Source organism: Blautia hominis (assembly GCA_002270465.1).
Lineage (GTDB): Bacteria > Bacillota > Clostridia > Lachnospirales > Lachnospiraceae > Blautia > Blautia hominis.
Map to the genome: position 1 here is coordinate 437,697 of NQOF01000002.1, position 14,685 is coordinate 452,381.

15 protein-coding genes are annotated in these 14,685 nt (G+C 48.3%); 14 read left to right on the forward strand and 1 reads right to left on the reverse strand.

Annotated features, from left to right (window positions below):
- The first annotated feature begins 135 nt into the window (after positions 1-135).
- The 8 genes from CI595_RS07955 to CI595_RS07990 all read left to right on the forward strand — a co-directional run bounded on the left by CI595_RS07955 (position 136) and on the right by CI595_RS07990 (position 6,074).
- Positions 136-678 (forward strand): VanZ family protein, encoded by a 543-nt coding sequence (locus tag CI595_RS07955; protein WP_095172739.1) that lies wholly within the window; start codon positions 136-138, stop codon positions 676-678.
- A 113-nt stretch (positions 679-791) separates the two neighbouring features.
- Positions 792-1,139, forward strand: coding sequence for a 50S ribosomal protein L19 (rplS, locus tag CI595_RS07960; RefSeq protein ID WP_065541444.1), 348 nt, complete (start codon positions 792-794; stop codon positions 1,137-1,139).
- 74 nt (positions 1,140-1,213) lie between these two features.
- Complete coding sequence (lepB, locus tag CI595_RS07965; RefSeq protein WP_095172740.1) at positions 1,214-1,786, forward strand: signal peptidase I; 573 nt, start codon at positions 1,214-1,216, stop codon at positions 1,784-1,786.
- Between the two features lie 19 nt (positions 1,787-1,805).
- Positions 1,806-2,645, forward strand: coding sequence for a ribosome biogenesis GTPase YlqF (gene ylqF / locus CI595_RS07970; RefSeq protein ID WP_095172741.1), 840 nt, complete (start codon positions 1,806-1,808; stop codon positions 2,643-2,645).
- Between the two features lie 43 nt (positions 2,646-2,688).
- On the forward strand, positions 2,689-3,447 hold the full coding sequence (locus tag CI595_RS07975; RefSeq protein WP_095172742.1) for a ribonuclease HII: 759 nt from the start codon (positions 2,689-2,691) through the stop codon (positions 3,445-3,447).
- Between the two features lie 9 nt (positions 3,448-3,456).
- Positions 3,457-3,816: a YraN family protein gene (locus tag CI595_RS07980; RefSeq protein ID WP_095172743.1), complete on the forward strand. Its 360-nt coding sequence runs from the start codon at positions 3,457-3,459 to the stop codon at positions 3,814-3,816.
- A 16-nt stretch (positions 3,817-3,832) separates the two neighbouring features.
- Positions 3,833-4,714 (forward strand): peptidoglycan editing factor PgeF, encoded by an 882-nt coding sequence (gene pgeF, locus CI595_RS07985; RefSeq protein WP_095172744.1) that lies wholly within the window; start codon positions 3,833-3,835, stop codon positions 4,712-4,714.
- 130 nt (positions 4,715-4,844) lie between these two features.
- On the forward strand, positions 4,845-6,074 hold the full coding sequence (locus CI595_RS07990; protein ID WP_095172745.1) for a PcsB-like coiled-coil domain-containing protein: 1,230 nt from the start codon (positions 4,845-4,847) through the stop codon (positions 6,072-6,074).
- A 180-nt stretch (positions 6,075-6,254) separates the two neighbouring features.
- On the opposite strand, the gene CI595_RS07995 is transcribed toward CI595_RS07990, so the two are convergent.
- A complete protein-coding gene (locus tag CI595_RS07995; RefSeq protein WP_095172746.1) occupies positions 6,255-7,421 on the reverse strand; it encodes a ribose-phosphate pyrophosphokinase in 1,167 nt (388 codons plus the stop codon).
- 158 nt (positions 7,422-7,579) lie between these two features.
- Between CI595_RS07995 and CI595_RS08000 the strand changes: the two genes are divergently transcribed.
- The 6 genes from CI595_RS08000 to CI595_RS08025 all read left to right on the forward strand — a co-directional run bounded on the left by CI595_RS08000 (position 7,580) and on the right by CI595_RS08025 (position 14,684).
- The gene (locus CI595_RS08000) at positions 7,580-8,962 is read left to right on the forward strand and encodes a DUF512 domain-containing protein (protein ID WP_095172747.1); all 1,383 of its coding nucleotides are present in this window, start codon (positions 7,580-7,582) and stop codon (positions 8,960-8,962) included.
- Entirely contained in the window at positions 8,925-10,250 is a 1,326-nt protein-coding gene (gene der / locus CI595_RS08005) for a ribosome biogenesis GTPase Der (protein ID WP_095172748.1), read from the forward strand. The genes CI595_RS08000 and der overlap by 38 nt, the downstream gene beginning before the upstream one ends.
- An 8-nt stretch (positions 10,251-10,258) precedes the next feature.
- Entirely contained in the window at positions 10,259-10,900 is a 642-nt protein-coding gene (gene plsY, locus CI595_RS08010; protein WP_065541453.1) for a glycerol-3-phosphate 1-O-acyltransferase PlsY, read from the forward strand.
- 165 nt (positions 10,901-11,065) lie between these two features.
- Positions 11,066-12,076, forward strand: coding sequence for an NAD(P)H-dependent glycerol-3-phosphate dehydrogenase (locus CI595_RS08015; protein ID WP_095172749.1), 1,011 nt, complete (start codon positions 11,066-11,068; stop codon positions 12,074-12,076).
- A gap of 186 nt (positions 12,077-12,262) precedes the next feature.
- Positions 12,263-13,003: an ABC transporter ATP-binding protein gene (locus tag CI595_RS08020; protein WP_369861312.1), complete on the forward strand. Its 741-nt coding sequence runs from the start codon at positions 12,263-12,265 to the stop codon at positions 13,001-13,003.
- Entirely contained in the window at positions 12,987-14,684 is a 1,698-nt protein-coding gene (locus CI595_RS08025; RefSeq protein ID WP_162291833.1) for an efflux RND transporter periplasmic adaptor subunit, read from the forward strand. Before CI595_RS08020 ends, CI595_RS08025 begins: the two co-directional genes overlap by 17 nt.
- The last annotated feature ends 1 nt before the right edge of the window (position 14,685 follow it).

The window sequence follows — 14,685 nt, forward strand, 5'->3', positions numbered from 1 at the left end:
TAGAAAGCATTCCCAAGGCCGGAGCAGTTTACACGGCAGGGAATGCTTTTTTCGGAATAAGGGAAGCCGCGCTTCTGCATAGAAGTATGGAAATGAGAGGCTTTGCCGGTAAGGACAGAATGGGAGCACTTGGATATGGGACAATATACCGTGAAACTGATACACTATGTAATTCAGGATATTGCAGATGTGGGAAAATATTTTTTTGCGGGATTGACGGCGTTTCTGACAGTCGGGATTTTGGCTGTGATCACGGCGAAAGTTCGGGGACAGGTGGGCAGCCGGCGCAGTTCTTTTTTTGCAGCAGCGGTTTTTGCAGGATATCTCTGTATGCTTTTGTTTATTACTTTTTTATCCAGGGAACCCGGCAGCAGGGACGGAATTGACTGGACACCTTTTGGAACGCTGGGCAGCGGTCCCAGGGGTGATGCTTTTGTCCTGGAAAATGTACTGCTGTTCCTCCCTTTGGGTGTATTGCTGCCGTCTGTGTCTATAAAGATGAGGCGGTTTTGGAACGTTCTGGGTATGGGATGTGCGGTCAGCCTGCTGATCGAAGTTTGTCAATATTTCACAAAAAGAGGATACGCACAGTTGGATGACATACTCACCAACGTTTTGGGGACGGCTTTGGGGTATATTTTCTACATTATATTCCGCCGATGGATCAAAAAATGGTAAAAAACGCTTGCATTCTCCCTGTACGCATAGTATAATTATACTCGTTGTAAAAAAGAGATGGTCCTCTGCTGCTGACTGCATTAAGAACATCCAGAGTATAAGGAGAAAAAATCATGAACGATATCATTAAAAACATCGAAGCTGCTCAGATGAAAGCAGAAGTTCCGCAGTTCAATGTGGGAGATACCGTAAGAGTACACGGTAAGATCAAAGAGGGTAACCGCGAGAGAATCCAGATTTTTGAAGGCGTTGTGCTGAAAAAACAGGGCGGAAGCAATCGCGAGACCTTCACAGTGAGAAAGAATTCCAACGGAATCGGCGTTGAGAAAACATGGCCGCTGCATTCCCCGAATGTGGAAAGAGTGGAAGTGATCAGACGCGGTAAAGTAAGACGTGCGAAACTGAACTACTTAAGACAGCGTGTCGGTAAAGCAGCTAAGGTAAAAGAATTAGTAAAATAATAATGTTTTTTAGAAGACAGGGACACATACTTATGTATATGTCCCTGTTTCTGAATGAATAAGAGGATGCTGCCATGAAGAAAAAAGAAAGTAAGGGACCGGAGTTTTCCAAGGACAGTAAAATGCGTCCGCTGCTTATATGGGTATTTGAGATCGCGGTGGTCCTGGTATTGGCTGCAGTGGTGTCCATTTTCTTCTGCCAGACCATTGTCATGCAGGAGGGCGGTATGGAACCCACCCTGGCTACGGGGGATAAGGTACTGATCAATAAAGTGTCGTATAAGCTGGGAGACCCTGAGAGAGGCGATATCATTGCATTTAAGAAGGATGCCAAGGAGCATTCCAGTATGCATATCAAGCGGATCATAGGTCTGCCGGGGGAAACTGTGCAGATAAAGGACGGGCTGATTCTGATCAACGGGGAAACTTATATGGAAAAGAAGGATTTTCCGAAGATCAGCAATCCGGGACTGGCAGAGACCCAGGTCACACTGGGGAAAAATGAATATTTCGTTCTTGGCGATAACCGGAATAACAGCGAGGACAGCCGCTTTGCAGAGGTGGAAAATGTAAAGCAGAAATATATTGTGGGCAAAATCTGGCTGCGCGTTTCCCCGTTTGGAAAATTCGGTCTCATCAAGAGCTGACAGACAGAGAGGAACAAATATGAATTATCAATGGTATCCTGGACACATGACGAAAGCAAAGCGCATGATGCAGGAGAATATAAAGCTGATCGATCTGATCATTGAGGTGGTGGATGCCAGGATCCCTGTTTCCAGCAGGAATCCTGATATTGATGAGCTGGGAAAAAATAAAGCCCGGCTGATCCTGCTGAACAAATCCGATTTGGCGGATGAGAGACAGAATGAAAAATGGACCCAGTATTTTATGGATCAGGGGTTCTGTGTGGTCAAGGCCAATTCCAAGAGCGGGGCGGGCATCCGTCAGGTGCTCCCTGTTATCATGGAGGCCTGTAAGGAAAAAATCGAGAGAGACCGGCGAAGAGGCATTAAAAACCGTCCCATAAGAGCCATGGTCGTGGGAATCCCCAATGTGGGAAAATCCACATTTATCAATTCCTTTGCGGGAAAAGCCTGTACAAAGACAGGAAACAAGCCGGGTGTGACGAAGGGAAAACAGTGGATCCGCATAAACAAAAATGTGGAGCTTCTTGACACACCGGGAATCCTCTGGCCAAAATTCGAGGATCAGAGTGTGGGGGCTAAGCTGGCTATGGTGGGCTCTATCAAGGATGAGATTCTGAATCTGGAGGAGCTTTCCCTGGAACTGCTGGGGTATCTCCAGAAGTATTATGAAGGTATTTTGAAAGAGCGCTACGAAGTGGAAGAGTCGGATGACCGTTTGAAAATGCTGGAGGCAATTGCGGTAAACAGAAACTGCCTGCAGAAGGGCAGTGAACTTGACTATGGCAAGGCATCCAATATTCTGCTGGAGGAGTTTAGAAACGGCAAGATTGGCAGGATCACGCTGGAACAAGTCTGAAACCCCCAGGATCATTACAGTTTGACAAAGGATGAGACAAAAGATGAAAAGTATTCAGGAAATCCGCGCAGAATTTCAGGCTGCAGCGGTGACAGAGCTGGATGCTCTGTGCGCAGTTTATATAGAAGATGAGCGGAAAGGTGTACAAGCCCTGATCGGGAAGGCGAAGAAACAGCGGGAAAGGCTGGAAGCGGAGCGGGCACGCACGGAGAAGATGAAAGCTTATGAGTATCAGTATGAGCATCTGGGCTATGTCTGCGGTATTGACGAGGCCGGAAGGGGACCGCTTGCGGGACCTGTGGTTGCCGGTGCTGTGATCCTTCCCAAGGACTGCGGACTCCTGTATCTCAATGATTCCAAACAGCTTTCCGAGAAAAAACGTGAGGAATTATATGATGTGATCATGGAAAATGCGGTCAGTGTGGGTGTTGGGTTTGCCAGTCCGGCCAGAATTGATGAGATTAATATTCTGCAGGCGACTTATGAAGCCATGCGGGAGGCAGTGTCCAAACTTACGGTCCGCCCCCAGATCCTGTTAAATGATGCAGTGACCATCCCGGGTATGGAGATTCCCCAGGTTCCTATTATAAAGGGGGATGCAAAAAGTATTTCCATTGCCGCCGCCAGTATCATTGCAAAAGTGACCAGGGACAGGCTTATGAGAGAGTACGACAAAATAATGCCTGAATACGGATTTGCCTCCCATAAGGGATATGGGGCGGCTTCCCATATAGAGGCCATAAGGAAATACGGGCCATCTCCCATTCACCGGACCACGTTTATCAAGAATTTTATTACATGAGGGACAGATATGAAAAAATCCGCCAGAGAGACGGGAGCACAGTATGAAGAGAGGGCTGCTCAGTATCTGGAGCAGCAGGGATACCGGATCCTTGAGAAAAATTTCTGCTGCCGGAGTGGCGAAATTGATTTGGTAGCCATGGACGGAGAATACCTCTGTTTTGTTGAGGTGAAATTCAGAGAGAACTCTGACTGCGGTGGTCCGTTTCTCGCAGTGGATAACAAAAAACAGCGCCGGATATGTCAGACGGCGCTGTTTTATCTTATGAGAAGAGGATTGCCAGAGGAAACACCCTGCAGATTTGACGTGGTGGGGATCACACCGGATGACACTGCGCTTATCAAGGATGCGTTTCCTTACCATACATAGAAGGGAGAGCGAAGACATGAAAAACAGTACAGGCGGTACTATGGAAATCAATTGGAAGGCCGGCATAGATGATCACATGAAGGTCCGCAAAGCAAACGGCGTCTGGTACCTGACATACCCGGCTTTTGAGGAAATCCCGGAAATTGTACATGGATTTTCCACCAGGCTGGGGGGAGTGAGCAGGGGGGACTGCACATCCATGAACCTGAGCTTTGCCAGAGGCGACCGTGAGGAAGATGTCAGGGAGAATTACAGAAGGCTTGCTGCTGCTGTGGGATTTTCCCCTGAGCAGATCGTCTGTTCTGACCAGACCCATACCACCAATGTGCGTGTGGTTACAGAGGCGGACAGGGGAAAAGGTATTACTATACCCAGGGATTACACAGATGTGGACGGACTTGTAACGAATGTTCCGGGTCTGGTGCTTGCCACCTTTTATGCGGATTGTGTCCCATTATATTTTGTGGACCCTGAAAAGCGCGTCATTGGTTTATCACACTCCGGCTGGAAGGGAACTGTGGGCAGGATAGGAAAAGTGACGGTGGAGACCATGAAGAGGGGATACGGGTGCAGACCGGAGGATATCCTGGCCGCCATAGGCCCTTCTATCTGCCAGGAATGCTATGAGGTCAGCGGGGATGTGGCAGAGCAGTTTCAGGAGGCATTTCCGGTTTCGGAGCACGGGAAGATCCTGAAGGAGAAAGGCCATGGCAAATATCTTTTAAACCTTTGGGCAGCCAATGCGCTGATCTTCCGGGAGGCAGGTATCCTTCCGGCTCATATCTCTTATCCGGGAATCTGTACCTGCTGTAATCCCCGGTTTTTATTCTCCCACAGGGCCAGTAAAGGAAAAAGGGGAAATCTGGGAGCATTCCTCGGATTGCGCGAAATCAATTGACTTAATGCATAAATTTCAGGGTTGTTTTTTTGTGAATATTACATAGTTGTTACAAAAAATGTAAAAAAGCTTTGCATTTAGTAATCTGTGTGTTATAATTAGGTTCGTAATGAAAAAAGGAGCTTAGAATATGAGAAATAAAAAATGTACAAGCTTATTTTTGACATTCCTGATTGCGAGTCTTACCATAACTCCGGTATACGCGTCTGCAACCCAGAAAAAGATTACAGAAGCGGAACAGCAGAAAACTGAGACACAAAGTAATTTGAACGCCTCACAGGATAAGATCAGCTCTCTGGAAGCCAAAAAAGGTGATCTGGAGGGATACCTTACGGAGTTGAACCAGCAGCTTACGGACCTGAGTAAGAACCTCTCAGATTTACAGGAAAAGTCAGATGCTAAGCAGGCAGAGTTACAACAGATCGAAGAGGAACTGGATGATGCGAAAGCCCGCAGGGAAGAGCAGTATGAGAGCATGAAGCTTCGTATTCAGTACATGTATGAGAATGGAAATGATTCGTACATGACCATGCTGACAGAAGCAAAGGACTTTACAGACTTCCTGAACAAGGCAGAGAACATTATGCAGCTCACAAAGTACGACCGGAAGATGCTGGACCTCTACAAGGAGACACAGCAGGAGATTGAAGACAAAGAAGCCGGTGTGAAAAAAGAGCAGGAAGCGCTTGAAGAACTGAAGCAGGAAAGTATGGACAAGCAGGCGGAGGTATCCGACTTGGTCAGAAATACATCCAAGCAGATCGATACATACAGCTCACAGATCGACAGTGAGCAGAGCGCAGCAAAGGAGCTGCTGGAGAAAGTAAATTCCCAGGAAGCCGTGATTGACAGCCTGATGAAACAGCAGAAGGATGAGGAAGCAGCAGCAGCGCTTGCAGCGCAGAAGGCCCAGGAGGAAGCAGCAAGAAAGGCAGCGCAGGAAGCCGCAGAACAGCAGGCTGCAGAGCAGAGTGCCTCACAGGGATCCTCCCAGGATTATGACGACGTACAGGAAGAAACTCCTTCCAATACGGAAACTTCACAGGAAAGCACAGAGCAGGAAGATACCTCCTCAGATGATTCCCAAGGAAAATATCTGGGCAGATTCAGATTGACAGGTTATTGTAACTGTGCTCTCTGCCACGGACAGGGATACACAGCCAGCGGTACGGTTCCCCAGGCGGGAAGGACCGTGGCTATGAACGGTATTCCGTTTGGGACAAAGCTTCTGATCAACGGAGGCGTATATGTTGTGGAAGACAGAGGTGTACCTTACGGCAATGTGGATATCTACCATGATACACATGACCAGGCACTTTCCTTTGGTGTGGGATATGCGGAAGTATATCAGCTGAATTAAAAAATATCTCCGTACAGGCGTTTAGAAGCGTTATGTACGGAGATTTTTTACTGTATGAGAAAGTGTTCCCCGGAAAAAGATTAAAAAAGCTGTACAAAACCGTATGACGGGCATTGTACAGCTTTTTGCTTTTCGGGCAGAACACCAAACTTTCAGAGTTTGGTTTCTATGATTTTATGTTTAGGAAAAACGGTTCAGCAGCTTATTGATCTTCTTTGTTGTAGAGCGAACCTTTTCTACGGACAGGTCATGGTTCAGAATGTCCATAATGCTTGCCAGATATTTGCTCATATCAGCTTCCAGATAGTAAGGACGGTTCAAAAGATCCGGGTTCCTGTAATTCAGGTTGGTGGTGATGACACGGTAAATATACTCTTTTTCAAAGTAGTCATCAAATTTTTCCAGACCGTCAGTGAAAAGTCCGAAGGTAGTGCAGACAATGACCCGCCTTGCCTTCCTGTCCTTTAACTGTTTTGCCACATCCAGCATGCTTTCCCCTGAGGAGATCATGTCATCAATGACGATCACGTCTTTTCCTTCCACGGAATCACCTAAAAATTCATGGGCCACGATGGGGTTCCTGCCGTTAATAACGGTAGAGTAGTCCCGGCGTTTGTAGAACATACCCATATCCACACCCAGAATATTGGAGAAGTAAACCGCGCGCTGCATAGCACCCTCATCCGGGCTGATGATCATCAGGTGCTCGTTGTCGATCTTAAAGTCGTCAATGGAAGCACACAGTGTCTTCAGGAACTGATAGGTGGGCATAAAATTGTCAAATCCTGAGAGGGGAATCGAGTTCTGTACCCGCGGATCGTGGGCGTCAAAGGTGATGATATTGGATACACCCATCTGCACCAGTTCCTGCAGAGCCAGAGCACAGTCCAGGGATTCCCTTTTGCTTCTCTTGTGCTGACGGCTTTCGTAGAGGAACGGCATGATAACATTGATCCTGTGTGCTTTTCCTGTAGCAGTGGCGATAATACGTTTTAAATCCTGGTAGTGGTCATCCGGGGACATGTGGTTTACATGTCCGCTGACTTTATAAGTCAGGCTGTGATTGCACACATCTACCATAATAAAGAGGTCCGTGCCGCGCACGGATTCATTGATGATGCCCTTCGCTTCACCTGAGCCGAAGCGCGGACACTTGCAGTCAAGTAAAAAAGTATCTGCTGTATAACCGCGGAAATTAAGTCCGGACTGATTGTGAGAATCTAATTCCTTTCTGAATTGTACCAGATGGGAATCCACCTGCTGGGCCAGCTCGCCACAGCTGTCCAGGGCTGCTATTTTAATAGGAGCCACCGGAATGGACTTCTCCAGTAAACTGATATTGACCATAATGACCTCCGTTAGAGTTTTTTTGACATATAATTACACATTAAGTTATAACATCTGAAAGTGAGCAGCGTCAAGGAAATTATTGCTTTTTTTATGCTTTATTGGTATGATAATAAATAGCGGGCATAAAATGACCCGTTTAGAAATGAGGAGAAATTGTGAAAAAATGCAGACATATCATCCGGGAAGTGGAAGCCGGAAGCATTGCCGAGGAGCTGGAACTGGCTTGTGGGGATGAACTTCTGTCGATCAACGGACAGGAGATTGAGGATGTCTTTGACTATCACTACCTGGTGAATGATGAGTATATAGAGGTTCTTGTGCGGAAAGCTGACGGCGAGGAATGGGAGCTGGAGGTGGAAAAGGAGTACGAGGAGGATCTGGGAATCGTATTTGAGAGCAGTCTCATGGATGAGTACCGTTCCTGCAGCAATAAATGCGTCTTCTGTTTTATTGACCAAATGCCTCCGGGTATGAGAGAGACCCTCTATTTTAAAGATGATGATACCCGTTTGTCATTCCTACAGGGAAACTATGTGACGCTCACAAATATGAGTGACCATGATATTGACAGGATCATCCGTTATCATCTTGGCCCCATTAATATTTCTTTCCATACGACCAATCCAAAGCTCCGCTGCCAGATGCTCCACAACCGTTTTGCCGGGGATATTTTCCCCAAGGTACAGAGGCTGTATGAGGCTGGAATTGAGATGAACGGGCAGATCGTACTGTGTAAAGGACTGAATGACGGCAAAGAACTTGAGAGGAGCATTGAGGAGCTGGCAGGCTATCTGCCTCATCTGAAAAGCGTCTCTGTGGTGCCGGTAGGATTGAGCAAATACAGGGATGGGCTGTACCCTTTGGAGCCGTTTGGAAAAGAAGAGGCACAAAATGTCATTTCCCTGATTGAAACATGGCAGAAACGGTTATATGAAGAATATGGCTTACATTTTATCCACGCAAGTGATGAGTGGTATCTGACTGCCGAAAGAGAGCTGCCCCCTGAGGAAAATTATGACGGCTACCTGCAGCTCGAAAATGGTGTGGGAATGCTGCGGCTGTTGGAGAGTGAAGTGCAGGAGGCCATGAAAAACCTTTCCGGGGACGAAAGAAAGCTGGAGGTATCTTTTGCCACCGGTCAACTGGCATATCCCTTTATCCGCAGATACGCGGATCAGGTGGAAAAGTGCTATCCTTATGTTAAGATCCATGGCTACTGTGTGGAGAACCGTTTCTTTGGGGAAAAGATCACGGTGTCAGGGCTTTTGACCGGACAGGATATCATGGAACAGCTTCAGGGCAGGCCTCTCGGGGAATACCTGCTGCTGCCCTGTAATCTGCTCAGAAGCGGTGAGAATGTGTTTCTCGATGATGTGACCGTAGAGCAGGTGGAAAAACAGTTAAATACTCCCGTTAAAATAGTGGAAGAGGACGGCGCCTCCCTGGTGTCGGCACTTCTGGAAAAAGAAGCGGGAAGAGCACATAGAAGGAGACAGATGTATGAGCAAACCGATCGTAGCAATCGTTGGACGACCTAATGTGGGAAAATCCACACTTTTTAACGCCCTGGCAGGAGAGAAGATTTCCATTGTAAAGGATACGCCGGGCGTGACCAGGGACCGTATATATGCGGATGTGAACTGGCTGGATAAATCCTTTACTCTGATAGACACCGGCGGTATCGAGCCGGACAGCAAGGACATTATCCTTTCACAGATGCGGGAACAGGCACAGATCGCCATTGATACCGCGGACGTGATCATTTTCATCACCGATGTGCGCCAGGGGCTGGTGGATTCAGATGCCAAGGTGGCAGATATGCTCAGGAGAAGCGGCAAACCCGTGGTTCTGGTGGTAAATAAAGTGGACAACTTTGACAAGTTTATTATGGATACCTACGAATTTTACAATCTGGGTATCGGAGAGCCGGTGCCTATCTCCTCCACAGGAAAGCTGGGTATTGGTGATATGCTGGAAAAAGTGGTGGAGTATTTTGATGAGGATGCAGAGGACGGCGATGAGGAAGAGATTCCGAAAATCGCGGTGGTGGGAAAACCAAATGTGGGAAAATCCTCTCTCATCAACAAGATGATCGGAGAATCCCGTGTCATCGTATCCGACATTGCGGGAACCACCAGGGATGCCATTGATACCAGGGTGGAATGGAAGGACAGAGAATACATTTTTATTGACACGGCAGGACTGAGAAGAAAGAGCAAGATTAAAGAGGAGCTGGAACGTTACAGCATTATCCGTACCGTGACGGCCGTGGAGCGTGCGGATGTGGTCGTTATGATGATTGATGCCACAGAGGGCGTGACAGAACAGGATGCCAAGATTGCAGGAATTGCCCACGAGAGAGGCAAGGGAGTCATCATTGCCGTGAATAAGTGGGATGCCATCGAGAAAAACGATAAAACGATATACAAATTCACAGATAAAGTAAGGGAAGTGTTGTCCTACATGCCCTATGCGGAGATCATTTTCATATCCGCTGAGACAGGACAGAGGATCCCCAAGCTGTTTGAGACCATTGATATGGTGCTTGAGAATCAGACTTTAAGAGTCCAGACAGGTGTGCTCAATGAGATCATGACAGAGGCTGTGGCAATGCAGCAGCCGCCCTCTGACAAAGGAAAACGCCTGAAGCTGTTTTATATTACACAGGTGGCGGTTAAGCCTCCTACCTTCGTTATTTTTGTCAATGATAAAGAGCTGATGCATTTCTCCTACACCAGATACCTGGAGAATAAAATCAGAGATACCTTTGGATTTAAGGGAACATCCCTGAAATTCATCATAAGGGAACGCAAAGAAAAGGAGTAGGATGACAAATGCTGGTACGAATTGTGAGTCTGCTGATCGGTTATGCGTTTGGTCTGTTCCAGACCTCTTATATTTACGGAAGAAAAAATGGAATTGATATCCGGGAACACGGAAGCGGGAATGCGGGGACAACAAATGCGCTCCGCACCCTGGGCAAGAAGGCAGGAGCTGTTACTCTTTTGGGGGACTGCCTGAAATGTGCCCTGGCGATCCTGGCGGTCTATCTGCTTTTCGGCAGCAGCCACCCTCAGCTGGTAAGGCTGCTGGAGCTGTATGCCGGTGCAGGATGTATACTGGGACATAACTTTCCCTTCTATCTGCGCTTTAAGGGGGGGAAGGGGATTGCGGCCTCTGTCGGGCTGGTGGCAGCTTTTGACTGGCGGTTATTTTTGATCTGTGCGGTTGTGTTCTTTACGGCATTTTTCCTGAGCCACTATGTGTCTCTGGGGTCTCTGCTGGCATATTTCTTTTTCGCTGTGGGCGTGATCGTATCAGGACAGATAGGCAGGTATGATGTGGACCCGGGAGTTCTCCACGAGATGTACATACTGGCACTGCTTTTGATGGCGCTGGCTTTCTGGCGGCACAGACAGAACATTGTGCGTCTGATCCGCGGAAATGAGAATAAGATTTTTCTGGGAAAACATTAAGTGATTATTTGTAACGATTCAGTAGGTCTGTGCATTTACTGCGCTGACCGTAAGAAAGTGTACCACGGCCAAGCAAAAATCCTATCGTAAAAGGCGATTCTGCATGGATTTTTGCCTGTAACTGTGAGGGTACTGAACGGTTACGATTATTTTATGGAGGATAGCATGGCAAAAGTAAGTGTGATTGGAGCAGGGAGCTGGGGAACCGCCCTGTCCATGCTGCTTTGCGGCAACGGACATGACACGGTTTTGTGGTCTCACAGGGAGGAACAGGCAGAAGAACTGCGAAGGACAAGGGAGCATAAGACTAAGCTGCCCGGTGTCAGGCTGCCGGAGGAGATTTGTATAACCAGCAGTCTTAAGGAGGCGCTGGAGGGGAAAGATGTGATCGTCATGGCAGTGCCCTCCGTGGCAGTCCGGGCCACCGCGAGAAAGATGAACCCTTTTATCCGCTACGGGCAGCTCATTGTGAATGTGGCAAAGGGGATTGAGGAGCATACCCTTACCACCCTCACGGATATGATAGAGGAGGAAATCCCCAATTCTCAGGCATGTGTTCTCTCAGGACCAAGCCACGCGGAGGAGGTAAGCAGGAATCTGCCCACAACCTGCGTGGTGGGGGCAAAACGGAAAGAGACTGCGGAATATCTGCAGAATATTTTTATGAGTCCTGCATTCCGTGTATATATCAGCCCGGATATGCTGGGTATTGAATTGGGGGGAGCCCTGAAAAATGTCATTGCCCTGGCTGCGGGAACCGCGGATGGTCTGGGATACGGGGATAACACAAAAGCAGCGCTGATCACCCGCGGAATGGCGGAGATCGCAAGACTGGGAATTGCCATGGGAGCGCGCCCGGATACCTTTTACGGACTTTCCGGGATCGGCGATCTGATCGTTACCTGCGCCAGTGTTCACAGCCGTAACCGCAAAGCCGGATTTCTCATGGGGCAGGGGCGTTCCATGGAGGAAGCAATGGATGAGGTGAATATGGTGGTGGAAGGTGTCTTCTCCGCAAAGGCTGGAAGGGAACTTGCAGAGAAATACAAAGTGGAAATGCCTATCATAGAACAGGTAAACCGGGTACTTTTCGAGGGAAAGACTCCGGCGGAAGCAGTATCTGACCTGATGGTGAGAGACAAGAAAATTGAATCCTGGGACGGCAGTTGGAAATGAGGGCGCAGTATGCCCTCATTTCCTTTCTAAAGAATTCTTTAGAGAACGTTAAGAAAAGTTTTCGGATTTCCAAATTGACAATTTAAGATTTGTGATGTATGGTTGTACTAATGATGTAGTACAATTAAAATTGCACTGCATTTGGAAGATGCAGGGGAGGATGTGTGTATGGAAAACTATACAGAAATGAAAAGAGAAGAAACAGTGCAGAATCTGATACAGCTCTCCGGAATCTGCAAAATATACAATCCGGGTGAAAATGAAGTGCGGGCGTTGGATCATGTGGACCTGCAGATTGATGAGGGGGAATTTGTGGCGATCATCGGGCAGTCCGGTTCAGGCAAATCCACACTCATGAATATGCTGGGCTGTCTGGATGTGCCCTCGGAAGGGTCTTACTGCCTTCACGGACAGGATGTATCTCACCTGAGAGATAACCAGCTGTCAGAAATCCGCAACAGGGAGATTGGATTTATCTTTCAGGGATTTAATCTGATCGCCAATCTGAATGCGCTGGAGAATGTTGAGCTTCCTCTTATCTACAGAGGTCTTGGCAGACAGAAGAGAAGGCAGCTTTCCCAGGAGGCCCTTAAAATGGTGGGGCTGGAGAACCGTATGGACCACAAGCCATCTGAGATGTCCGGCGGACAGCAGCAGAGAGTTGCCATAGCAAGGGCCATAGCGGCCAGGCCGCCGGTGATCCTGGCAGATGAGCCCACGGGTAATCTGGATTCCGCATCCAGCAAGGAAATCCTGCAGATTTTAAAAGAGCTGCACAATGAGGGCAGAACCGTGATCCTGATCACCCACGATGACGGTATAGCCGCACAGGCACGCCGTATCATCCGTATTATGGATGGAAAAATTGAGTCAGACAGATTAAATGAGCATTATGAGGAAGGAGCACATCATGTTGAGAAAGAATAAGGAAAATCTTCCCGACACTGTGAAAACAGGAAAGAAAAAGAAAAAAGTGCCGCTGATCATCGGCGGCGTTGTGGTGGCGATCATTGTTGTCAGCTTTGCAGCGTCCAAACTGACACCCAAGGCACTGCCCCAGGTACCGGTAAGCGCTGTGACAAAAGAGGATCTGACGGCAAATGTGGATACCAGCGGAACGGTGGAAAGTCTTAAGACGAAGACCTATTTTTCTCCGGTCAATGCCACCATATCCCAGTATCCTCTGAAAGTAGGGGAAGTGGTGAAGCCGGGAGACTCCCTGGTTGCCTTTGATGTATCCACACTGGAGCAGGATAACCAGAAGGCACAGTTAAATGTGAGTGCCACGGTCAACGGCTCAAAGGACAGTGTGGCAAAAGCGGCGGAGACACAGCAGAAAGCCAACGAAGCTGCCGGAAAAGTCCCCACACTCCAGGCCAATGTGGACAGCTATCAGGAATACGTGGCGTCTTTGAAGACCGCTATAGCGGACAGGACAAGAGAACTGACTGATTGGGCAAAACAGGAATCCACAGATGCCAGTGTTGCCCTGACCCAGGCCCAGGCGGATCTGACAAAGCTGCAGCAGGAGCTTGAAGGTCAGAAAGCAGAACAGCAGCAGTTAAATGCCCAGGCCGAGGAACTGAAGGCGGCCATTGCTGAGGCAAAGAAAAATAATCAGGATACCGCTGATCTGGAAAGACAATGGAAGGATTTAAATGCCCAGGCGGAAAATATGGATCCGGCCATTGACGACCTGACTTCACAGATGAATGATAAGAGCGATGAGGTGACTCAGCTCCAGATCAACCAGATTGAGAACCAGTCTGCCCAAGATCCCACAAGCGACGCACAGATCGTGGAGTGGCAGAATGAACTGGAGAGTGCTACCACAGAACTTTCGGAGATGCAGTCAGAGCTTGCGGAGCAGAAAAGCCTGGCTAACAGTGCGGACGGTGCGAAGGTGACAGAGGCCGCCAAAGCCCAGATGCAGGCCACCAACAACATTGCTGAGCTGGAAGCAGCATCCCTGGAAGAACTTTTGGAAAAAGGAAAACAGGGCCTGCAGGCAGAGTTTTCCGGTATCGTATCCAAAGCCGACGCCTCACAGGGCTCCGCAGCCTCACAGGGTATGGAGCTGATCACCATTGCCAGCAACGAAGAGGTGGCAGTGAATGTAACCGTGTCAAAATATGATTATGACAAGCTGAAAGAAGGCCAGAAGGCATCTATCACCATAGCGGACCATACATACAAGGGAACTGTTTCACGTATCAGTAAAATGGCAACTACCAACGAAAAAGGTGCACCGGTTATCTGGGCAGAGGTTAAGATCGACAACCCGGATGACAATATCTTCCTGGGTGTGGAGGCAAAGGTTTCCATTGAGACGGGCAGTGCAAAAGGTGTTGTAAGCGTTCCTGTCAACGCTGTAAATACAGGAAAAGACAGTACCTTCTGTTATGTAGTGAAGGATGGCGTGATCGCCAGACAGGATGTTGAGACAGGAATCTCATCCTCCGAGTACACAGAGATCAAAAGCGGCCTGAAGCTGGGGGATTCCGTGATCGCTGAGCTTCCGGACGGATTTGCGGAGGGTATGAAAGTGGAAGAGGCGGCTGCGGGCAGCACATCCGGCGCGCAGACTGCAGATGCGGTAAAGGAGTAGC